Source organism: Flectobacillus longus (assembly GCF_030056705.1).
GTDB classification, from domain to species: Bacteria; Bacteroidota; Bacteroidia; order Cytophagales; family Spirosomataceae; genus Flectobacillus; species Flectobacillus longus.
The window spans coordinates 223,945-245,083 of record NZ_JASHIC010000001.1; the positions used below are offsets into that span (position 1 = coordinate 223,945).

Annotated in this window: 24 protein-coding genes; 8 read left to right on the forward strand and 16 right to left on the reverse strand. The window is 35.9% G+C overall.

Annotated elements, in window-relative coordinates:
* Window positions 1-770: 770 nt before the first annotated feature.
* Window positions 771-1,793 (forward strand): LacI family DNA-binding transcriptional regulator, encoded by a 1,023-nt coding sequence (locus tag QM491_RS00900; protein WP_283325372.1) that lies wholly within the window; start codon window positions 771-773, stop codon window positions 1,791-1,793.
* A gap of 200 nt (window positions 1,794-1,993) precedes the next feature.
* Window positions 1,994-2,428 (forward strand): nuclear transport factor 2 family protein, encoded by a 435-nt coding sequence (locus QM491_RS00905; RefSeq protein WP_283325373.1) that lies wholly within the window; start codon window positions 1,994-1,996, stop codon window positions 2,426-2,428.
* Between the two features lie 214 nt (window positions 2,429-2,642).
* Here QM491_RS00905 and QM491_RS00910 read toward each other — a convergent pair whose 3' ends face one another.
* The 5 genes from QM491_RS00910 to QM491_RS00930 form a co-directional block, all read right to left on the reverse strand.
* The gene (locus QM491_RS00910) at window positions 2,643-2,891 is read right to left on the reverse strand and encodes an integrase core domain-containing protein (protein ID WP_310589537.1); all 249 of its coding nucleotides are present in this window, start codon (window positions 2,889-2,891) and stop codon (window positions 2,643-2,645) included.
* Between the two features lie 203 nt (window positions 2,892-3,094).
* Window positions 3,095-3,388, reverse strand: a complete 294-nt coding sequence (locus QM491_RS00915; protein ID WP_283325374.1) for a hypothetical protein — start codon at window positions 3,386-3,388, stop codon at window positions 3,095-3,097.
* 123 nt (window positions 3,389-3,511) lie between these two features.
* Window positions 3,512-3,844, reverse strand: coding sequence for a hypothetical protein (locus QM491_RS00920; RefSeq protein ID WP_283325375.1), 333 nt, complete (start codon window positions 3,842-3,844; stop codon window positions 3,512-3,514).
* Window positions 3,845-3,947: 103 nt separating this feature from the next.
* Window positions 3,948-6,377 carry a TonB-dependent receptor gene (locus QM491_RS00925; protein WP_283325376.1) on the reverse strand — a complete coding sequence of 810 codons (2,430 nt, stop codon included), beginning with the start codon at window positions 6,375-6,377 and terminating at the stop codon, window positions 3,948-3,950.
* Window positions 6,378-6,577: 200 nt separating this feature from the next.
* Window positions 6,578-7,510, reverse strand: coding sequence for a hypothetical protein (locus tag QM491_RS00930; RefSeq protein WP_283325377.1), 933 nt, complete (start codon window positions 7,508-7,510; stop codon window positions 6,578-6,580).
* Between the two features lie 431 nt (window positions 7,511-7,941).
* On the opposite strand from QM491_RS00930, the gene lepA reads away from it, so the two are divergent.
* Window positions 7,942-9,729 carry a translation elongation factor 4 gene (lepA, locus tag QM491_RS00935; protein ID WP_283325378.1) on the forward strand — a complete coding sequence of 596 codons (1,788 nt, stop codon included), beginning with the start codon at window positions 7,942-7,944 and terminating at the stop codon, window positions 9,727-9,729.
* 227 nt (window positions 9,730-9,956) lie between these two features.
* The gene (locus QM491_RS00940) at window positions 9,957-10,418 is read left to right on the forward strand and encodes a hypothetical protein (RefSeq protein ID WP_283325379.1); all 462 of its coding nucleotides are present in this window, start codon (window positions 9,957-9,959) and stop codon (window positions 10,416-10,418) included.
* 40 nt (window positions 10,419-10,458) lie between these two features.
* On the opposite strand, the gene QM491_RS00945 is transcribed toward QM491_RS00940, so the two are convergent.
* From QM491_RS00945 to QM491_RS00965, 5 genes are read right to left on the reverse strand one after another with little or no spacing between them, the layout of a single operon-like run.
* Window positions 10,459-11,463, reverse strand: a complete 1,005-nt coding sequence (locus QM491_RS00945) for a hypothetical protein (RefSeq protein ID WP_283325380.1) — start codon at window positions 11,461-11,463, stop codon at window positions 10,459-10,461.
* A 55-nt stretch (window positions 11,464-11,518) separates the two neighbouring features.
* Window positions 11,519-12,307 (reverse strand): tRNA threonylcarbamoyladenosine dehydratase, encoded by a 789-nt coding sequence (locus QM491_RS00950; RefSeq protein ID WP_283325381.1) that lies wholly within the window; start codon window positions 12,305-12,307, stop codon window positions 11,519-11,521.
* A 30-nt stretch (window positions 12,308-12,337) separates the two neighbouring features.
* Complete coding sequence (locus QM491_RS00955; RefSeq protein ID WP_283325382.1) at window positions 12,338-13,312, reverse strand: glycosyltransferase family 2 protein; 975 nt, start codon at window positions 13,310-13,312, stop codon at window positions 12,338-12,340.
* 36 nt (window positions 13,313-13,348) lie between these two features.
* Entirely contained in the window at window positions 13,349-14,041 is a 693-nt protein-coding gene (locus QM491_RS00960; RefSeq protein ID WP_283325383.1) for a tRNA1(Val) (adenine(37)-N6)-methyltransferase, read from the reverse strand.
* Window positions 14,042-14,099: 58 nt separating this feature from the next.
* The gene (locus tag QM491_RS00965; RefSeq protein WP_283325384.1) at window positions 14,100-14,729 is read right to left on the reverse strand and encodes a ribonuclease H1 domain-containing protein; all 630 of its coding nucleotides are present in this window, start codon (window positions 14,727-14,729) and stop codon (window positions 14,100-14,102) included.
* A 229-nt stretch (window positions 14,730-14,958) separates the two neighbouring features.
* On the opposite strand from QM491_RS00965, the gene QM491_RS00970 reads away from it, so the two are divergent.
* The 4 genes from QM491_RS00970 to QM491_RS00985 all read left to right on the forward strand — a co-directional run bounded on the left by QM491_RS00970 (window position 14,959) and on the right by QM491_RS00985 (window position 17,134).
* Window positions 14,959-15,333, forward strand: a complete 375-nt coding sequence (locus QM491_RS00970) for a hypothetical protein (RefSeq protein ID WP_283325385.1) — start codon at window positions 14,959-14,961, stop codon at window positions 15,331-15,333.
* An 84-nt stretch (window positions 15,334-15,417) separates the two neighbouring features.
* Window positions 15,418-15,558 (forward strand): hypothetical protein, encoded by a 141-nt coding sequence (locus QM491_RS00975; RefSeq protein ID WP_283325386.1) that lies wholly within the window; start codon window positions 15,418-15,420, stop codon window positions 15,556-15,558.
* Between the two features lie 298 nt (window positions 15,559-15,856).
* On the forward strand, window positions 15,857-16,462 hold the full coding sequence (locus QM491_RS00980; protein WP_283325387.1) for a hypothetical protein: 606 nt from the start codon (window positions 15,857-15,859) through the stop codon (window positions 16,460-16,462).
* Window positions 16,463-16,474: 12 nt separating this feature from the next.
* Window positions 16,475-17,134, forward strand: coding sequence for a hypothetical protein (locus tag QM491_RS00985; protein ID WP_283325388.1), 660 nt, complete (start codon window positions 16,475-16,477; stop codon window positions 17,132-17,134).
* A 53-nt stretch (window positions 17,135-17,187) separates the two neighbouring features.
* Here the strand turns inward: QM491_RS00985 and QM491_RS00990 are convergent, their stop codons facing one another.
* From QM491_RS00990 to QM491_RS01015, 6 genes are all read right to left on the reverse strand, one after another.
* Window positions 17,188-17,748, reverse strand: a complete 561-nt coding sequence (locus QM491_RS00990) for an SCO family protein (protein WP_283325389.1) — start codon at window positions 17,746-17,748, stop codon at window positions 17,188-17,190.
* Between the two features lie 62 nt (window positions 17,749-17,810).
* The gene (locus QM491_RS00995; RefSeq protein WP_283325390.1) at window positions 17,811-18,377 is read right to left on the reverse strand and encodes a toxin-antitoxin system YwqK family antitoxin; all 567 of its coding nucleotides are present in this window, start codon (window positions 18,375-18,377) and stop codon (window positions 17,811-17,813) included.
* Window positions 18,378-18,527: 150 nt separating this feature from the next.
* On the reverse strand, window positions 18,528-19,280 hold the full coding sequence (locus tag QM491_RS01000; RefSeq protein WP_283325391.1) for a YHYH protein: 753 nt from the start codon (window positions 19,278-19,280) through the stop codon (window positions 18,528-18,530).
* 246 nt (window positions 19,281-19,526) lie between these two features.
* Window positions 19,527-19,997 carry a Spy/CpxP family protein refolding chaperone gene (locus tag QM491_RS01005; RefSeq protein WP_283325392.1) on the reverse strand — a complete coding sequence of 157 codons (471 nt, stop codon included), beginning with the start codon at window positions 19,995-19,997 and terminating at the stop codon, window positions 19,527-19,529.
* 37 nt (window positions 19,998-20,034) lie between these two features.
* Window positions 20,035-20,328 (reverse strand): hypothetical protein, encoded by a 294-nt coding sequence (locus QM491_RS01010; RefSeq protein WP_283325393.1) that lies wholly within the window; start codon window positions 20,326-20,328, stop codon window positions 20,035-20,037.
* 4 nt (window positions 20,329-20,332) lie between these two features.
* Window positions 20,333-20,908 (reverse strand): RNA polymerase sigma factor, encoded by a 576-nt coding sequence (locus QM491_RS01015; RefSeq protein WP_283325394.1) that lies wholly within the window; start codon window positions 20,906-20,908, stop codon window positions 20,333-20,335.
* Between the last annotated feature and the right edge of the window lie 231 nt (window positions 20,909-21,139).

The window sequence follows — 21,139 nt, forward strand, 5'->3', positions numbered from 1 at the left end:
AACCAATATTTGCAATTAAATGGTAATGAGTTAGAGTAGTCTAGGGTTAAGTGTGCTACTCTTTTATTTAAAATTATGTTTATCCACAACTTAGAATAGATTAAAAATTCATAATTAAAAAATAAAAAGTGTATGTTTCTCTTTATGAAATCCTACTGTTTGAGCCGTAGGCGAGTTTAGGATTTCTTGACTTTCTTTTGCGGCCGCCGCGCGGTTACTTTTCTTGTGTCAAGACAAGAAAAGTAAGCTGTTGTGAAGGGAAATTTTGTTTGTTTCAACAAATGCCAAATAAAACTTTTAAGCTTACACTTGAGCCATCAAACTTGATTATATAATTCTTATTATATGTCGTAATTTTTTTAGAAACCCTTGGCTTTCTCCCTCCCAAAAGAAGGGAGAAGCTAGGTCGAGGTTTAGAGGGTTCAAACTATCTATCCAAAAACTAATTATACATACGATGGCTATTGAGTTGTTCCGTCAAGAACACTTTATCTCTGAATATTTCTTTTTTGACTTTTTCAGGGAAATAGTAGTAACAATTTTACTATATAGTTGCTGTAAGATGATGTCAAGTTAGAATTGTCCAAATCCAAGGACAAATTTTTACAAGAAAATATTTACGCAATCGTTGTCGGCAACGTTGTCAAGCAGTCAGGATTTTTGATTTATTTAATAATATTTGGGATATTACCTTGAAAATCGTAGATTAGAATAGTTTTACAGAGAAGCAAGTTATCTTTGTAGAAAATTGTACAAAAACAAGATTAGCTTTGGAAATCGCAACCATAAAAGATATTGCAAAGGCACTAAATTTGTCGACCTCCACTGTTTCGAGAGCGTTGAGGGGAAGTTATGAAATTAACCCCGAAACCAAGCGAATTGTGTTGGAATGTGCCGAAAAACTGAACTATCGCCCCAACCCTATTGCCTTAAGTCTCAAAGAAAACCGTAGCCGTGCTATTGGTGTAGTTGTACCTGAAATTGACAATCCATTCTTTTCTCAAGCTATCAACGGCATCGAATCCATTGCATACAATCGTGGATATCATGTAGTGATTTTTCAAAGTCATGAATCTTATGACCGTGAAGTAGTTAATATTCAGCACCTTGCCTCACGTCGTGTCGATGGTGTTTTGATTTCACTTTCTGGACAAACAACCCATGTCGAGCACCTGAAAGAATTACATAGTAAGGGTATGCCCATTGTATTTTTTGATAGGTTTTCGGACGAAATCCATACACACAAAGTTGTAGCGGACAATTATCAAGGTGCATTTGACGGAACCGAACATTTGATTAAATCTGGCAAAAAGTATATTGCTCATTTGGCAGCTTCACCCACGCTATCTATTACTCGTGAGCGTATTAGTGGTTACAGAGCAGCACTGGAAAAATACGGTATTCCCTACAATGAGGATTTTGTGAAATACTGTAATTTTAGTATTGAAGATATGGAAAAAATCATCGATGAGCTTTTGTCACAACCGATTCTTCCTGATGCTATTTTTACTGTTAGCGACCGTCTGGCTATGGCATGTCTAAAGATATTAAAACAACGTAATATTCGTATTCCTGAGGATATGGCATTGATGGGCTTTAGTAATTTGAAAGTAGCAGAATTACTTTCTCCATCTTTTACATCAGTTATCCAACCAGCCTTAGAAATGGGACAAAGAGCAGCAGAATTACTATTGGATATCGTAGAAAAGAAAAGTAAAAATCCTGTTTATCAAACTGTTAAACTTCCAACAGAGTTGATTATTAGAGATTCTACTAAAACAGTCGCTGATTAATATTTAGCAATTAATTACGAAGGGACAAAAGCAAAGAATATGCTTTTGTCCCTTTTAATTTTACGTCTGTTATCATGTTTTTAGCAATATTTTCCATTTGATAAAGTAGAAAAAAAGAATCATCATCTTTCTTCATTGAGTAACTATCAGAATCTAGTATTTATCCTATAGGCTATCAAAGCCCATTTTATCTAAACATCATGAAAAAATTAAGCATCACACTTTTATTTTTAGTTATGGCTACATTGGGAAGTATAGCACAATCAAAAGATGAAAAAGCAGTAGCAGAATCAGTTGAAAAATTGCGTTTGGCTATGATTGATCCAACCAAAGAAGCCCTAGAAAGTATTGCAACCGAAGATTTGTCGTATGGACATTCGGGTGGTAAAATCGAAAACAAAGCACAATTTGTAGAAGCTTTGGTCAGTGGTAAGTCTGATTTCAAAACAATTCAATTGACAGACCAAACCATCAGTCTTCATGGCAAAACAGCTATTGTTCGTCATAGTCTATCTGCTGAAACATTGGACGGTGGCAAGCCTGGCACTGTGAAGTTGTTTATCTTGACCGTTTGGAGCAAAGAAAAAGGAGGTTGGAAGTTACTTGCTCGTCAAGCAGTTAAAAACTTAAATTAAAAATACTTTCTATTACAAATACCAACAAGAGACATCCCAAATTTAGTGATTGAGTGCATGAGTTATTATTTCAAATCTGCATTTTACTCATAGAAGCGCAATGCTTTGCTTTTAAAATGCCATCATACTGAAATTTGTATCGTCGTCCTAAAATAATGATACAGGATTTTGAGAAATAAAAATAGAATATTTAAAACAGTAGTAGCTTGAGTTACTACTGTTTTTTAAAGGTTTTAAATTTTATTTTGTTCTGCTTGGGCATTTGATGAGGAGTTAAAAGGTAGTTTGATAAATGAGGTCTTTTTTCATTATAAAGATCAACGGATTGTTTAACTAAGACTTTAATTGTTTCACGGCTCTTATCAAACCTATCAATCATAAACTCTTGTTTCAAAATTCCATTTATTCTTTCGGCTGCTGCATTTTCATAAAGATCTGAGTTTTGTGTCATGCTACACAGGATTTTATTTTTCTGTAATACTTATTGATAGGCATCAGCACAATATTGTATTCCCCTGTCAGAATGATGAACCAATGATTCACTTTTATCCTTTCTTTGAGTGCCATTTTCAGAGCTAAAATACTACCGCATCGGCGGTCCGATTTCAGTATTTAAATTATCTGCTATATAATAGCCAACTATCTTTTTTGAGTAGGCATCTGTTATCAGACTAAGATAGGATTAGGTTTTTTCCCAATATAAGTAATATCTGCCACCCAAACTTGATTGGGTCTTTCGATGGTAATATTTATCAACAAATTATCATGCTTTTTGAAACGGTGCATGGAATTTGTAGTTACATGATAAGTTCGTTTAGGCACTATCAATAAATGATTTGCTTTAGGAATAGCAAAAAACTTATCTCTTCCAATGGATAAGCCCTCAAGTTGTGCTTGAAGCAAATAGTACATTTTTCTTCCACCCACACATGGCATCATTTGTCGGAGTTCTATTACCATTACAACTACTTTTTCAGCTTTATCTCTCTTAATATTACCTCTCTTGACACTTCTATAATATACTTGTCTATCAACCCCGAATCCTATATTCTCTCTCTGCTAAATCTATCATCATATCAAAGATTATCGCTTTTTTGTCTGATCCTGAAACTTGATGCTTGATGCTTGATGCTCTAAATAAGTCTTTTGTTTCTCTAAAAGTTTTACCTTCGCCTCTAGTTCCATTATTCGTTGTTCTGGTGTCTTTGGCATATTCAATGGCGTTTGATTTTCCCAATCAAATGTACCATATTTTTTCAACCATTTCTTAATTGTATTATCACCTTGAATACCATATTTTAATCTCGCTGATGATTGGGATTGTTCTCCTGATTCAACTTCTTTAACTACTTGAAGTTTAAACTGCAAACTGTAATCTTTTTGTGTCCATTTTACATAATTGTCTTCTCCGTACACTGATACCTTTTTTATTGTATTGCTATTTCAGGACTAGACAAATCATTAAAAAAGCGGTCGAAAACTATTTTCGACCGCTTTTTTTAAATTAAGAATATTATCTCTAATTTTTCGAAGGCCCACCGCCTCCACCATTTCCTCCATCATTAGACTGTATCGCTTGCTTGACATTTCTATTACCAAAATTATAGGTAAGAGAAATTCTGAATCTACGGTTATCCCAGCGGTAGGTTCCTACGCCTGTTAGTGTCGTAGTTTCAACATTATTCCTGAAGCTATTAAAGTTGAATGGATCTTGCACCAAGAACTTCACTGTAGCTTTTTTGTCCCAAAGCATTTTTTTCAAGCCAAAATCAAGACCTCCTTGTGGTTTCGAGGTTTGGAAACCCCAAGTTTCTCCTGAGTTATACCAGCCCGAAATCTCGCCAGAAAGAGTTTTGTTTAACGTAAAAGTATGCTGCATATAAGCCCCATGATATAGCTGACTAATATCTACAACCGTATTTTCTCTCTTGTAATTATATACATTGATACCGCCCCAAATATTCAAATTTACACTCCACCATTTTGTTGGGTTAAAGGGTACTGAGGCATCAACACTCCACCAACCAATTTTACCATTGACATTTTCCATCGATTCTCGAATCACACGGCGCCCAGGAATCAAGACCGAGTCAACATCAAAAACCTCTGTTGAAAACTGATTAACAGATACATAGTTCAAAGAAAAACTGTATTTGTCTTTAATCGTATTGGTCAAACTAATGGTATTATTAAGCGATGGCAAAATAGTTGGGTTGCCTGCCACATAGCTTTGTGGTGAGAAAAATCTTTTGAAAGTATTAAATACATCGTCGTTCGGTCGGTTGATACGACGGCTATATCCCAACGAAATTGCATAGTCTTTCGAAACCTTTTGGTTCAAAGTCAATGTCGGGAAAAGGTTTAAATAATCTTGCTGAGTCAATTTATTACCTTCTCTATTCAACCCTTGGTTATTGGTTTGTTCGGCTCTCAAACCCGCTTGAATGCTCAAACTTTTGGTCAACTCACTGTTTATCATCACATAACCTGCCGAAATTAACTCGTTGAATTTAAAGAATGAACTTACCAAAGCTCCATTGTCACGGAAGTTGTCGCTAAAATCGTTGGTCTTTTTCGAATAACTAGCCTTAATTCCTGTTTCAAGCTTAGTTTTAGCAGTAAGTTTTTTGATAAAATCTGCCTTCAAAACGAAGGTTTTTCCATTGGCTGGAAAAAGTATTTGATTATTAGCTATGATAGGACTTGCATCGTTTTGAGTTGTAGTTGTGACAAATCTATCATCCCAACTTTTCGAGTTCAAAATCACGTCAAAATCTACAGTCAATTCTGTGCCCGACGTATCTATCTTTTGCTTGAGGTGGGTATTAAATGTATAGTTATCGAAGGTAGCTTCACGGTTTCTGTTCGTCAATAAACTTTGACGAATTGTTTCGGTTACGGATTGTTGATTGTATGAACGATCCATAGGACTAAAAGTATTAGCCCATTGTCCAGAAAAACCTACAGTAGTCTTTTTCGACAAATCATAATCAAAGCCAATTTTAGCACTCCAGTTTTCAAAATTTCCTTTTGCTAAACCTGTAATTACTCGCTTTTCTAATACAGAGCCCGTTTCTGACAAAAAATTCTGAACTTGGTCTTCTGAGTTATACCACGCAGCATATTGACGGTTGATATTTCCGAAAATGACATATTTTTCACGACGTGAGTTTATGGTGAGTCCCTGCCCATTTTTGGGCAAACCACCTACGCCCTTATAGTGGCTATATCCTGCGTTGAGGTCTAAAGTATAATTTGTACCAAAATTTTTGCCTTTTTTAGTTTTGATGTTGATAATACCACTCGAACCAGAAGCATCAAAACGAGCAGAAGGGTTGGCTATAATTTCTATTTTTTCGATATCCTCACTTTTAAGTGTTTTCAAGAAATTAGCTAGCTGTTCGTCCGTAAGGTAGGTTTTACGATCGTCAATCATGATGAGAACACCATCTTTGCCTTTGAGTTTGATGGTTTCGGTATTACGGTCTACGGTCACACCAGGTACTTTTTCCATCAGCTCCAAACCATTGAGCCCTGCTGCCGTTGGACTAGCCTCCACATTCATAATCATTTTGTCGCCATCACGCTCAATCAGTTGCTTACGAGCGGTTACTTGTACTTCGCCTAAAGTTTGTGTTTCTGCTTTGAGTTGGATCGTTCCAACATCCATCGTTTTACCTGACTCTAGATTGATTACTTGAAAAGATTTCTGAAAACCTACCGCCGAAACCTGTAATAGATAGGCTTGAGGTTTTAATCCTGTAAATTCAAATTTTCCATCTACATCGGCAGCTTCACCTTTCACTAAGCTCGAATCCTTGGTGTTTAAAATCAATACATTGGCAAACGAAGCTGCTTGTTGTTTGTCGTCTACAATTTTACCTTTAATCTGTCCTAAGCTTGAATAGGTTATAAAGAGGCCTAGAATTAAGTTGATGAGGTTTTTCATTATTTAGAGAAGTTTAATTTCTCCAACAGATGCTCAAACCTCCATTGATGTTGCATCAGGTTTAGCAAAATTTTACGCCATCCTCAAAAATATCAAACAACCCTTTAAAAATCAAAGCATTATTTTTTAGGTTTAAAGGATAAAAAAATGACCCTAATAAACAAATACCTATCTTTTTCATTTCTGTTTGCTCCTAAAAACTAAAGAATCACCTTTGTTTTATTGCCTCCCAAATTGAGTCTAAATTTTAGCGCTACGGTATAAAACGACTGTTTCTCGAAGCCTTCAGTTGGGTTTTCGCCAATGGTATAATCAAATCCAATTTGGCTCATTTTTTTACCATCAGAAGAGGTAAAAAATGTATAATTGAGACTAGTATTTAAAAACTGCTGAGTACTATTTTTCACATCGGAAACTGTTTGGTAATAGTTGTAGCGATATTGCCAGTCAAGAGATAAGTCCAGCTTTCCTTTTAGGCTATTATTGGAAGGATAAAACGTAATATCTGTCGAGATACGTCCGAATGCCCGATAAATATTACCTGCCGAAAGGTGAGTTTCGGTATAAGTACGATTTTCATTTTCGATACCAATATAGGGCGTGTACACAAAACTCAGTCTACTTCCAAGGCTCACAGGATGATTGGGAATCCAAAAATATTTAGGATTCATATCCTTAAAAGCAAAAACAGGAGTCAAATAAAAGTTGCTTTGAAAAGAAGCATTTTGCTTGACTTTATCTTCCATAAACTTGAAAGATTGCACCAAAATGGGAGACCATTTTTTGTGTTCTAAACTATTCATTCGCCATTCGGTTGCGACACCACCAATCCAGACACTTTGAGGCTTATCAATCAAGGTATTCCGATGCAACTCCATGTACGGAATTACCGATAATGTTCCTTGAGGATGATGATAAGCACTATAACCAATAGCCATGTCTAGTAGCCAAGATGCAGATTTTTCTTGTGGTTTGGTAAATGTGATAACAGCGGGTTTTGCCCAATCTTCTTTCGTTTGAAAGGATTTTCGAATCGTAAAGCGGTCTACAACTTTGTTTTGAGCTTGAGTAGAAAAGTGAGCAGAAATACTACTTAAAACGATAATAATTAAACGTAAATTTAGTTTGTTCATGTGCAACGCAATTTTGGGAGATTCTGGGCAATTGCGTGATTTATTAAAATTTCCTTAAAAATGAATTTGTGTAATAAAATGAAAAATGAGTGGTTGATAAATCGCTAAAAATTCTCCATGTTTCACAACTCTATCTTTATAAGATACAATTACCCGATACTTCAATACCTTCTTTTCTTGAAAATACGGTTGCTAAGTGGGTTTGGCAAATCATGTTTTATCAGATGTGTTAAAACGAAATTGTCAAATACCATTTTTAAGTTTATTTTTAATCGCTTTAAAATGAATCTATCTAAACTTTTCGGCTGGTTATTATCTTTTTCGGAGGAATGGACGTAATTTTGTAAATACAATTTGAAGAATTGTGGGTTTACGATGCCTAAGGTATCAAAAAGCATCGCAAAAGAAACAACAGATAAATTAAACGAAACGTGAAAAACATTCGTAATTTTTGCATTATTGCACATATTGACCACGGCAAAAGTACTCTAGCCGACCGTTTGATTGAATTTACTAATACTGTTCAAAAGCGTGATATGCAAGCTCAGCTTTTGGATGATATGGACTTGGAGCGTGAACGTGGTATTACTATCAAGTCACACGCTATCCAAATGAACTATCAATACGGCGACGAGAGTTATACTTTTAACCTCATCGACACTCCAGGACACGTTGACTTTTCTTACGAAGTTTCTCGCTCAATTGCTGCCTGCGAAGGAGCGTTATTGATTGTTGATGCTTCACAAGGTATCGAAGCTCAAACTATCTCAAACCTTTTCTTGGCATTAAATCATGACTTGGTGATTATTCCAGTTTTGAATAAAATCGACCTTCCAGGGGCGATGCCAGAAGAAGTAAAAGACCAAGTAGTAGATCTTTTGGGTTGTGACCGTGACGAAATTATTCATGCTTCAGGAAAAGAAGGTATCGGTATCAAAGATATTTTGGATGCTATCGTTGAGCGTGTACCTGCACCAAAAGGTAATCCAGACTCTGAATTACAAGCATTAATTTTCGACTCGGTATTTAACTCATTCCGTGGTATTGAAGTAATTTTCCGTGTATATAATGGTACTATCAAAAAAGGTGATAAAGTTAAATTCGTAGCCACTGGCAAAGAATATACCGCCGATGAAATTGGTACGCTCCGTTTTGATAAAGAACCTAAATCAGAGGTAAGAGCAGGTGACGTAGGTTACTTAATTTCGGGTATCAAAGATGCCAAAGAAGTAAAAGTTGGTGATACTATCACACACCGTGACAAACCTTGTTCGGTTATGATTCAAGGTTTTGAAGAGGTAAAGCCTATGGTATTTGCGGGTATTTATCCTGTAGATACTACGGAGTTTGAAGACCTTCGTGATGCCATGGAGAAATTGCAATTAAACGATGCCTCATTGGTGTGGGAGCCCGAAACTTCAGCCGCTTTAGGATTCGGATTCCGTTGTGGTTTCTTAGGGATGTTGCACATGGAAATCGTTCAGGAGCGTTTGGAACGTGAATTTGACATGACGGTAATCACAACTGTACCTTCAGTAAAATTCAAAGTAAATACGACAAATGAAGGAGAGATTTGGGTGTCTGCTCCATCTGAGTTACCAGACCCTAACAAAATTGACAGTGTAGAAGAACCATTCATCAAAGCGCAAATTATCTCTAAATCTGAGTATGTAGGTACGATTATGAAGCTTTGTATGGACAAACGTGGTATTCTCAAAAATCAAATTTACTTAACATCTGACCGTGTAGAGTTACAATTTGATATGCCACTTTCTGAGGTTGTATTTGACTTCTTTGACAAATTGAAAACTATCTCTCGTGGATACGCTTCATTGGATTATGAATTCAAAGGCTACGAAGAAAGCGACATGGTGAAGCTTGATATTATGCTAAATGCTGAACCTGTCGATGCACTTTCTGCAATTGTACACCGTGAAAAAGCCTACGAATGGGGTAAACGTTTGTGCGAAAAGTTAAGAGAATTATTGCCTCGTCAACAGTTCGAAATCGCTATTCAAGCTGCAATTGGTCAAAAAATCATTGCTCGTGAAACGGTAAAAGCACTTCGTAAAGACGTATTGGCAAAATGTTACGGTGGTGACATTTCTCGTAAACGTAAATTGTTGGAAAAACAGAAAAAAGGTAAGAAAAGAATGCGTCAAGTAGGTAACGTAGAAATTCCTCAAGAAGCATTTATGGCTGTATTGAAACTAGACTAGCATTAAATGAGAAATTGTGTTTTTTGAATGATGACTGTTTTTCAAAAAATCCTTTTCTTTATAAACGACAAAAGCTCAATCGTAAGTTTGGGCTTTTGTCGTTTAAATACAATACGATTTAGCATCCACATCGCACACCTAACTTCACTCATATCTTTATCCAATCTTTCTCATACTTCTAGGTAATAATTCCTTCTATCTTGCTATCAATCAAAACCGTAAGCAATATGGAAAAGTTAACAATAAAAAAACAGCTTTTTGAAAAAGCGATTCAACAGCAACTAACATTAGTAAAAGATATTCAAAAACGACTTTCTGATTTAAAAGAAAGCATTACATCTTTAGAAGTTGGAAGTTTCGGCGGAAGTGACGACGCTCGTCGAGAAGAAGATGTTGAAGATATTCAACAAGAGAAAATTCATTTGGCTAATGCAAAAGCTGAACTCAGTAAACTTGAAGCATTATATCAAGATGTACAAATCGATTCTAAAGTTGGTGTGGGAAGTATTGTAAAAACAGAGCAGTTTAATTTTGTCTTTGCGATAAATATGCCTCAAATAGAATTAAATAACGAACGTTTTATGCTAGTATCAGACCAAGCACCAGTGTTTAAAGCTCTAGAGGGAAAAACAGTTGGCGAAGAGGCACAAATCAACCGACATCATTATACGATAAAAGAGATTTTTTAAGATACAAAAAATAAGTCCAAGACTAAGTCTTGGACTTATTTTACTTCTCACTATACACTTTTCTCATAATCGCATCGCCTACACCTGTACGATAATGACTCTGTTCGTAGAAGTTTTGATAATATTCTGTCAACCCATTTTTTCCAGTAAAATCATACACTCTTTTAGGAAATAATTTTTGTAATAGAGCCAAGTCTGTGGGATGAAACTTGACTTGTTCATACAATGGACTCAAAATTATTTTGTAATCAGTATGATGCTTTTTGAAAATATCAGCTATCTCTTGAAGCATTTTTTCTTGACGATATTCAATTAAAATTGAGTTGTCTGTCTTCTGACCTTTTCTTTTATAAAATACTCCCTTTTTTCCCTGATAGTACTCTTCTGGCTGTCGACTTACCAAACGCTCCTGAAAAGGCATATAGATGGTATTATTGCGAGTATCATAATAAATGGGCTTTTCTTGAATATAGCTTTTCATCCAATTTTGATAGCCCAATAATTGATACCCATAATAACGAATCCAAAAGTCAGGTTGTATATAGGCTTTGAGAAATAGTGTTTGAAAATCTAATTCTGACTCTCCTGAGACCTTCGGATGCTTGATATACAAGTGATTGTCGACGTTTGAAGTATGCGTAAACGTACGATCATGACAAATAATGAGTAGTACATTTTTCAACTCCACTCCTTGTCTATCCAGCCATTTGATTTTAGTATAAATCCCATAAATAGACTCGTTTGAAGCATCAAAAAGAAATGGTTCTGCCCCTTGAGGTAAATGCTTTCTCCAACGAGCGGGTTTAAATGCCATCGTTCGCGAACTCCCAAAAATGAAAGAATTATAATGGTAATGAGGATTATTGCGAATAAAAGTTTCAGTAGAAACATAGTCTCTGTTTGGAACAATTACAGGTTTTGAAAAGTCCGAATATGTATGCAATACTTTGAAGGGGTCGAAATACCAATATCCCAACAAAAACAAACAGCCTACAACAAAAGGAACAATCGAAAACTTGAGAATAGTCCAAATAAATCTACGCATGAGAAAGGAAATACCAGTGCCTTAAATCATTATAAAGCACTGGTAATGAAGTATATTATTTCTTTTTCTGTTTCTTTTCACGAGCCACCATCTCTTTTGGTTTTTTCTCCATTTTGATCGGATAGCTCAACAAATCACGAATTACCACTGATGCACAAACGCCTCCAAATGCCGCAGGGATGTAAGAGATTGTCCCATAAGCTGACTTTTTGAAGTTACTTCCATCGGTCAACATCAATGAATCATCGTCGTGTTTTTCTAAAGAAAAGACCGCTTTGATGCCCGAACGGACTCCTAATTTACGTAAGCGCTTGCGAACTAAGGACGCCAAATAACATTGACGAGTATCAAATAAATCTGCTGTACGAAGCAATGTTGGATCTACCTTTCCTCCTGCTCCCATCGAACTTACAATTTTGAGCCCCTTGTTGTAAGCTGTACTCAAAAGTGTCAATTTGGGCGTGATTGAATCAATACAGTCCATCACATAATCAAACTGATTTTCGCTCAAAAGCTTTTCTGCGGCTTCTGGAGATAAAAATTCCTTTATGGTCGTTAGCTTTAACTCTGGATTAATCGCCAACAATCGCTCAGTCATAATATCGGCTTTGGACTCGCCGTGGTTGGTTGCCAAAGCGGGCAACTGACGGTTACGATTGGATGGATCGACCACATCGCCATCTACAATCGTCATTGTGCCAACGCCTGAGCGCGCGACAAATTCGGCAGCAAATGAACCAACGCCACCTAAGCCCACCACTAATACATGAGCGTTCTGTAATTTTTGAATTCCCTCGTCACCTACCAACAATTTGGTTCTACCAAGCCAAGCTAAATCACTCATTTTTTATTGAATATCTTTTACTTAAAATCCTTAAAGTTCTTCTCTAATTTGATAATCAGTAGTTCTATCAGAGTTCATGGTTAGTAATTCGCCAATAAAACCAGCCAAAAACAGTTGAGAACCTATGATTATAGCAACCAATGCCAAATAAAACCATGTATTATCGGTAATATTTCGGAAAGGAATATGATTGGAAATACAATAAATTTTGTCACCAATCAGATAAAGCGTAATAAATAAGCCTACCAAAAATGACAAGATACCCAAACTACCAAATAGGTGCATTGGACGTTTGCCAAATTTTTGGACAAAAGTAATCGAAAGTAAATCTAGTAATCCGTAAAGAAAACGCTCGATACCAAACTTGGTCGTACCATATTTACGAGCTTGATGCTGCACTACTTTTTCTCCAATTCTTGAAAAACCATTCCAATTGGCCTGAACAGGGATATAGCGGTGCATTTCACCGTAGAGACGTATCGTTTTGATTACCTCTAATTTGTAGGCTTTCAAACCACAGTTATTGTCATGCAGATTAATACCCGACATCCATTTGATGGCCGCATTGTAAAGTTTCGTAGGAATGGTTTTCGAAAGTGGATCAAATCGTTTTTGTTTCCAACCCGAAACTAAATCATAATCCTCAACCGTAATCATTCGATATAGTTCAGGGATTTCGTCAGGACTATCCTGCAAATCAGCATCCATTGTAATAACCACACTTCCTTGCGCTTTCTGAAAACCCACATGCAAAGCAGCAGATTTACCATAGTTGCGACTAAATGAAACAGCTTTAATACGGGGATTCTGTGCGGCAAGAGATTTCAACACTTGCCATGAGCGGTCTTTACTCCCATCATTCACAAAAATCATTTCATACGTAAACTGATTTTCATCCATCACTCGCTCAATCCATGCACAAAGTTCAGGCAGAGATTCCTCCTCATTATATAGTGGTACTACAATCGAAATTGCTAACATAATTTTGTTTATTAGAAAAGTCATCGTTTTATCGACAACCAATGATGGACAAAGTCCTTATCAAAAAATCAAATAATACTCCTTCAATAATGTAATAAACTCCTCTGTGTACTGCTCCTGGGCATTTTTGATGAAGAGTTCTTGGCTTTTAACTTCCCCAACTTCAGCCCCATACTCTGTGATTACCCTCAATACTTTAGCCCCATCTCGATGACGCACAGTAAGTCTATTTTGTGGAAATAATCCTTTATTAATTGCCAAACTCTCTAGTACATTCGCCTCATAAGCTGGTAATAATACTGCAAATTTACCAGAAGTTGTCCGTAACCTAAGCACTGAGTCTAAAAGTTCTTCAAAACTTAAAGTTTCGGTATGATGTGCCTGATTTTTTTGTGCTTTTTCAGACTTCAAATGATTCTGATAGAAGGGAGGATTTGACACAATATAATCATATTTTTTATTAGCTGAAAATTCTTGTACTTTCCCATGAAATACCCCTATTCTTTCGCTCCATTTACTTTGAGTTATATTACTTTTGGCTTGCTCAAAAGCTGGTAGGTCTAATTCTATGGCATCAATGTGAGCAGGACATCTTTGAGCCATCATTAATGACAATAGACCTGTTCCTGCACCTATATCCAAAATATTTTCAGCCTGAGCAACATCTACCCAAGCACCCAATATACAGGCGTCGGTAGACACTTTCATGGCACACTGGTCTTGATGTATGGTAAATTGCTTGAACTGAAACATATAAGTTTATAATATTTAATGATTTAGTGATTTTCTATAGTAATCACTAAATCACTCATTATTTTCTTCCATAATCCGCAGGGTTTTCGCCCCAGAATTCGGTTTCCCATTTAAGAACTTGATTAGAATACGTATTATTTTTCAACCAGATTAATGCTCTATCTACTAATCGAAAAAGCTCTTCGGTTTTAGCATTACGTTCCAAATTGGTCTTTATTGCTTTATTTCTGACCCAACTCAAAGCCGTTTTTGAATCTGAATAGATGGGTAAATCAGAATTGTGTTTTTGCAAGAAAGACAACCCATGAACTATTGCCAAGAACTCTCCGATATTTACAGTTCCTTCAGGAAAAGGCCCCATTGAAAATAATACTCTTTTGGTAGAAGTTTCAACTCCTTGATATTCCAACACACCAGGGTTGCCTGAGCAGGCAGCATCTACAGAAATACTATTGGCTAAGGGTTTGCCTACATTTTTTTTTGTTACTGCTTTTGTGCCAGTAGTTCCTTGCTGAACAGACTGCCAGTAATTTCCCTTAGCAGCTTTTTCGGCCTCCGCCTCCGTATCAAAGGATTTGTATTGTGCCCCTTCAAAGCCTTTTACAGCTTCTTCAGTTTCTGCCCACGAAGAAAAAACACCCGTTTTTCTTCCCTTCCACACTGCATAATATTTTGCTTTTTTTGCCATTTCTCTTAAAAAACCGTGAAGATAATCAATTTTCGGCTTTATCTCGAAAGAATCAACATACTAAGGTATTTCGAATAGATATGAAGAGCATTTTTTCAGAAAAATCCTAATAAGTGCCAAGTGCTGATTTTAGTTAATTAATGTTAAATAAGCGTGTTGAGGTCATTTTGCTATTGTTCTTCTAAAAATGACCTTTTAGCTTTGTTCAAAATTTAACACCGCTTGCATCATGATAAAACTCATTCTATCCTGTTGTATTGTCGCATTGAGCGCACTTTCATTCACTTCAAAAGCACAGTTCGACCCTAATACAAAATACTGGCAATTGGGTGGTTCATTAGCTACTAATAATACCACATTTAGCAATCTTGGTCGAGAAGATATGCATAGCCATGCTATCTCATTGAGCTTTAGAAAAGGAAAATTTGGAGAAAACAATGTGGCAAAAGGTTGGCTCTTGGACTATAGCCTTCAAACATCGTCGGGGTCAACTCTTAACACGACCTATTACCAGTATCGTTTTGGAGCGGGCTATTTTGTAAGCAAATTTCAACCTATTACCCAAAATTTAGCCTTGTATGCCGAAGCCGTTGGCAAAGCATAATATCTATACAATACCTCAAAAGGAAGCACTGGCACTGATGGCTGAGGAACAACCATTGAGGGAAATGTTGGGTTACGCTACAGCATGAAAAATAAGTGGTTCTTAGATTTAGGGACTAACTTAGGAACGCTTCAATACCAAAGTATGGGTGATGTAAAGAACTTCTCAGGAGCTATTGCGCCAAGTATCGGGACATTCAAAGTTTCTATTGGCAAGACTTTTTAGCGTGTAGAAGTTATTGGTTAGTAGTATATCAGTTACAGGTAGATTTTAACAAAAGTGTTTCATTTCTATATGTACAGTCATTTTAGCATCTATTATTTGTTTTTTATACAAAGTGCAATATTACGTTTACTCTACACCGTTTTGTTCAATTAGGATTGTTTCGCACTAAGAAACGAGGTTATAAGTAGAACGCTCTGCCAAAGGTGGAGCGTTCTCTTTTTGTTAATGTTTTGTTAAATTGATTAAAATATATCTAATAATTCCTACTTTAGTACAAAATTTTAACACCATTGACATTATGAAAGCAATTTTTCTAACCTGTTTGACTGTGATGCTACTCATGGTCCACAATTCATCTCAAGCCCAATATGACCCAGGCACTAAAAACTGGCTAATGGGTGGTTCTCTTAATGGAACTTTCGGGAATTATTTTGTCTCTTCCCAGACAGGACATGTTCAAAATTTGAACTTATACTTCAAATCAGGAAAATTTGGAGCAAATAAGGTTTCAAGAGGCTGGTTAGTAGATTATACGCTTATGTGGACTGAATCAGGCGTCAACTTTAAATATGGTTCACATACTATTGGAGCTGGCTACTTTATCAATAAATTTCAGCCTCTTAACAAAAATATAGGTTTATATGCTGAGGCTGTAGGCATGGGGAAATACCTCCTCGCTAGGTCAAACCAAGGATATAAAAATGATGGTTGGGGAGCTTCCATACTAGCCAATGTAGGATTGAGATATCATTTTAAAAGTAAACTTTTTCTAGATTGTAGTGCTAATATTGGCTCTGTCAATTATCAAAGTACAGATTTATTAGTAAAAAATTGGGAAGCTTTTTCTATCGGACTATCACCCTCTATTGGTTCTTTTAAAATTGCTATCGGTAAAACACTCTAATCTAGAAAAATCATGAAAACGTTACAATTTAGCTTATTAGTTATATCGATTTGTCTACTATCTAATTTCTATAGCGTTGGACAATACAGTGAAGGCAAAAAATACTTAGAAGGGTCGTTCGGAATAGGAAAAGTCAGTGTAAAGAACCCTACTCAAAGTGATGCTTTATCTTCTAACTTAAATCTTACTTACGGAAAGTTTGTAACAAAATCAAAAGCTCGTTTCTGGACTTTTGGATTTAGTCATTCAGAAACAGAAAATGGTTTTGAGTACAATGTAAAAAATTCACAAAATAGATTCTCCATTGGTTTGGGAAATGAATATTACAAGCCAATTTTTGGAAATTTAGGCATTTATGGAAGGCTTCAAGGAAATATTTATGCAGGTAATACTTCTAAAACCATTAAAGATGATGTGTCTCCATCTAACATTGAAGATACCGACACATTCTCCTCTGGGATAACTTTTGGAGGTTCAGGAGGTATAAGTTATTTCGTTAATAAAAAATTAGCACTCGTTGTACCGATTGTAAGTTCAAATTTATTTGCGCTAGACTTTAGTCAAACAAAAAATGAAACAATGATATCTACCTCTAGAACTAGCATGATTAGCTATAGTATTTCACCTACTATCAATCTTAATCTGGGTATAGGTATGCGGTATGTATTCTAAAGAAAAAGAGGTTGTCCGATGGGATAACCTCTTTTTCTTTTTTGCCAATTATATCAATCTCCCTCCTCTTTCAGCACTCGAATATCCGCAATTAGATTTTCTATATCTGTGGCTAAGGTACCATTATATATTCCTCGGATTCGGTTTTGGGAGTCTACCAAAATAAAATTTTCGGTATGTAAAAAATTGTTTTCATCTTTGGCTACACCTAAATTCTCGTCTGCGAAATAGGATTTTCTGGCCAATTCATAAATCTGTTTTTTATCACCCGTCAGTAAATGCCATTGTGGCAAGTTTATATTTTTTGCCTTTGCATAACGTGCCAAAATTGTAACACTGTCACGATTGGGCATAACGCTGTAGGACATAATTCTGACTGAACTATCCTTTGCATACGCCTGTGCCACCTTTTGCATCCCTTCCATTAGTCGAGGACAAAGACTTGGACAAATCGTAAAGAAGAAATTGGCAACATGAATTTTGCCTTTTACAGTATTGAGTGTCACCTTTTGACCTGCTTGGTTCTGAAAACTAAAGTCAGCAATATCATGTGTAACACTATCAGGATTCCAAATTGTGGTAAAGTCTGCTGTATTATAATAGGGTATTTTCACCTTCTTCTCGGGGGTGGAACAGCCTGACATTATCAGTATTATGAGTATAATATGAATCCTCATCATAGACCAGTTTGTTGTTTCTCATTTTCGCCCATACAACCTTTGGCACCTAATAGTCCAAATCTTCTTCCTTCGACTACCTCAAAATTTGCCTTTAACTTTCCGTTTTCATACCAAAAACTTTGTCTTCCTGCTGGCTGACCTTGAGCATTATAATGGCACAGAGAAAAAAGTTGACCACCCTGATACCATTGCTTATGTTCCCCGACAGGGATATCCTCCACAAAATGGTAGTCAAAACGCTTATGACCATTTTGCCAAAAGGCAATATGATGCCCAAATTTTTGATTATTTCGATAAAAACGTTTTTCAGATAAGTTACCATTTTCATACCATTGCGTAGCCCATCCTTCTAGCTTTCCATTATCATAAACTCTTTCCGAAGATTTTTGATGACTAGGAAAAAAGGTATCGAGCACACCTGAAAAAGGTTTTCCTTGATAAAAAAGTACATCTTGTTGATACACAAAAGCCTTATCATCCCACCGATAATGTTGTGGAGATTTTTCACAAGCGAACAGCAAAATATGACTTAAAAAGAGAACTAACCAATGGTGAAATTTCATATTCAACTTTATATTAATACAGTTTAAAAAGTTAGTCTAAGACTAAGTCTTGAACTTGGAATTGCTGAATAATGAGTGGGAAATTTTGAATATAAATTTTTAATTATCAATAATTTACATTCAAAATTCACTACTCGCAATTCCACCTTATTACTGACTAACTGTTCCTGACGTTCCATAAAAGCCTGAGCCATTGATGTAAGGATCGGCATCAGTTATATGATAATGGTAAATTCCTTTAGGAAATTCCGCTGTTACATGCGAATGTCCGTGATAAGTATCCAAATCAGCATTGGATACCGCCTTGCCATTTTCTTGAGGGCCATACACAGGAAAACCATCCAGTAGAAAACCCAGAAAAGCTGATTTCCCATTTTGTGTAGTCAAGTAAGCTGGTTCTTGATGATAGTGGTATTGCCCAGTCTGCTGAGGATGCCCTAAGTATTGGTCAAAAGAATTAATCTCATTGGTCAAAGGCTGATTGGGTCCTGCATATTGATTAAAAAAAGGAACTCCATTCAGTGAAATACCAATTGGCCCTAGAGGCGTAGAAGCATGTGTAGTAGCTTTTGCAGGATGAAGTGGTATTTTAAAGACTAAATTCTGTGAAGATATCCGATTAGGGTTTAGATTAAAACGTGTATTGGTTCCGTTATAAGCCTCGTATCTAGCATCTGTTGATTGAAAATAGGGGCTTTTATGATTAGGAATACCATTGCTTTTAATGACCAAATAATTGCCTTCGACTGTAACAGATAAACCAGAATTTGAAAACTTAGACTGCACTACTGATATGTCCACATCCGAAGTCGTTGTAGTATTGTCAGGAGTTACAGACGTAGTATTATCGCTTTTACAAGCAAACAAACCCATAAAAGCCAATGCAAATAATTGCTTTTTCATAGTTTTTAAAATTTAAGGCAAAAGTTTATTGCCAGTTTGATTAAACATAATTGTGGGTAGAGATGTCTCATTAATGATGAATTGTGAGTTAGGAATTGAAGGAAACTCAAGCGTTTTTTTAAAATGAAATTAATGTAGTGGCAACTCTCGCAGTTGCTCCATTTAACACTGCAACCGCATGGGTTGTCACTACGTTATTTGAATTTCTGGTTACTTATCTGTTAAATATTCAGACTCAACTTATTGCTATCTTGGAGGTCTTGATACTTGCTCCAGCACTTCTCCAATCATATTATCGAGCTCTTGTTTCTGCTGAGGATCACAGACTTTATCTCTTACTTTTCTGAAATGGTCAAAATTGGTCTGCTCCTGTTTGGCTATAAGGTTCGCAATCTGATTTTGCTTTTGAGATATAATCGAATCATTTTGTGATAAACCTTTACTGTATAGGTCTTTTTTGGCTTCTTGAATCGCCAGATGGAGGGAATCTATCTGGCGACGATGTTCATGAATCAATGTTTCATAAGCTTGTTTTTGCTTTTCATCAAAATTCAATTTTGACTCTAAGTATTGCTGAAGACGTGGTCCTTGGTGCCCCATACCAAAAGGTTGACCATGTGGAGGTCTTCCAGTAGGGCGTCCCAGCCAAATTACGGCTAGTAAAGCAATATTCATGATTACCAAACCAGCGAATATCCAAGGAGAGAATAATTTCATAACTAAAAATATTTTTTTTGAATAGAGCATCTATTAATTAGTACAATTGCGATAAACCAGTATTTATACCAAATTCATTACCTAATTCGACCATAATATTTGTTTCATTTTGAGGCTTTAGATTATTCCAAACCGTCAGTACGTTAAAGAATAATAGTATCAATGCAAAACTTATCCCAGCCGTTTTCCAAACAGGGTTAATGGTTTTTCTATGATTTCGTTGGCTAATTCTGTACTGAATTTTTGCAAACAAAAATGGATTACCTTCTACCCTTTCAAGCGCATCTAAGCTCTGTAATGTTTTTTCTATTTCATCGTTATTTGTTTCCATCGTGTTAGATTCCTTGCTGATAATATCCTTGTAGTTTCTTTTTTAAATTTTGTTTTGCTCTAAAAATTAGAGATTCGACAGAAGCCAATGATACTTGCATTACCTCTGCGATTTCTTGGTACGAAAGCCCTTCGATTTTGTGAAGCGTAAAAGCCACACGTTGATTGTCGGGCAATTCCTGGACTTTACTCATCAAAATACTGGCTCTTTCCTTGTTTTCTAAAGTGACACCGGGGTGCTCCCAGTCTGGCATAGAGGGTAACTCTTTGTTTTCACTCCAGCTTAAGATAGATAATATTACACCCCATCGCTTTTGACTTTTTTGTTTACGTATATAGTCAAGAGATTTATTTACTGCTACCCGATAGATATAGGTTCCAAGCTTTGAATCAAATTTGAATGCATGAATAGACTCATATATTTCAATAAAAACTTCTTGAGTCAAATCCTCTGCTTCCGTCGAACTTTTCACAAAACCCCAGCAAGTATTCTGCACCTTATCTTGATACTTATCGACAAGATGTTTGAAAGCTAATTGATCGGCTTGTTGTAGTTTTTTTACAAGTTCTTGTTCAGTCATAGAGATAATTTAGCCAAGTGATTTGGTATTTGGAGTTTAGACGTTATATTTAAAGTAAAACCTGCGGTTTACATCTAATTTTTTTTTATAACGCAAAAATCTCTCATTTCAAATTCAAACTATTTTTTATATTTTTTCTGATAATTATTGAATTTTATCATCATTTTAATACCTTTAATCGCATTATTTTTGTTTTTTGCCGATTTATGAGATAGATTTAAAACTTATTAT

Coding starts and splice junctions, on each gene's coding strand:
- QM491_RS00905 (WP_283325373.1), top strand. CDS start 1,994: ATGAAAAAATTAAGCATCACACTTTTATTTTTAGTTATGGCTACATTG.
- QM491_RS00915 (WP_283325374.1), bottom strand. CDS start 3,388: ATGGTAATAGAACTCCGACAAATGATGCCATGTGTGGGTGGAAGAAAA.
- QM491_RS00925 (WP_283325376.1), bottom strand. CDS start 6,377: ATGAAAAACCTCATCAACTTAATTCTAGGCCTCTTTATAACCTATTCA.
- QM491_RS00930 (WP_283325377.1), bottom strand. CDS start 7,510: ATGAACAAACTAAATTTACGTTTAATTATTATCGTTTTAAGTAGTATT.
- QM491_RS00940 (WP_283325379.1), top strand. CDS start 9,957: ATGGAAAAGTTAACAATAAAAAAACAGCTTTTTGAAAAAGCGATTCAA.
- QM491_RS00945 (WP_283325380.1), bottom strand. CDS start 11,463: ATGCGTAGATTTATTTGGACTATTCTCAAGTTTTCGATTGTTCCTTTT.
- QM491_RS00950 (WP_283325381.1), bottom strand. CDS start 12,307: ATGAGTGATTTAGCTTGGCTTGGTAGAACCAAATTGTTGGTAGGTGAC.
- QM491_RS00955 (WP_283325382.1), bottom strand. CDS start 13,312: ATGACTTTTCTAATAAACAAAATTATGTTAGCAATTTCGATTGTAGTA.
- QM491_RS00960 (WP_283325383.1), bottom strand. CDS start 14,041: ATGTTTCAGTTCAAGCAATTTACCATACATCAAGACCAGTGTGCCATG.
- QM491_RS00965 (WP_283325384.1), bottom strand. CDS start 14,729: ATGGCAAAAAAAGCAAAATATTATGCAGTGTGGAAGGGAAGAAAAACG.
- QM491_RS00970 (WP_283325385.1), top strand. CDS start 14,959: ATGATAAAACTCATTCTATCCTGTTGTATTGTCGCATTGAGCGCACTT.
- QM491_RS00975 (WP_283325386.1), top strand. CDS start 15,418: ATGAAAAATAAGTGGTTCTTAGATTTAGGGACTAACTTAGGAACGCTT.
- QM491_RS00980 (WP_283325387.1), top strand. CDS start 15,857: ATGAAAGCAATTTTTCTAACCTGTTTGACTGTGATGCTACTCATGGTC.
- QM491_RS00985 (WP_283325388.1), top strand. CDS start 16,475: ATGAAAACGTTACAATTTAGCTTATTAGTTATATCGATTTGTCTACTA.
- QM491_RS00995 (WP_283325390.1), bottom strand. CDS start 18,377: ATGAAATTTCACCATTGGTTAGTTCTCTTTTTAAGTCATATTTTGCTG.
- QM491_RS01000 (WP_283325391.1), bottom strand. CDS start 19,280: ATGAAAAAGCAATTATTTGCATTGGCTTTTATGGGTTTGTTTGCTTGT.
- QM491_RS01005 (WP_283325392.1), bottom strand. CDS start 19,997: ATGAAATTATTCTCTCCTTGGATATTCGCTGGTTTGGTAATCATGAAT.
- QM491_RS01010 (WP_283325393.1), bottom strand. CDS start 20,328: ATGGAAACAAATAACGATGAAATAGAAAAAACATTACAGAGCTTAGAT.
- QM491_RS01015 (WP_283325394.1), bottom strand. CDS start 20,908: ATGACTGAACAAGAACTTGTAAAAAAACTACAACAAGCCGATCAATTA.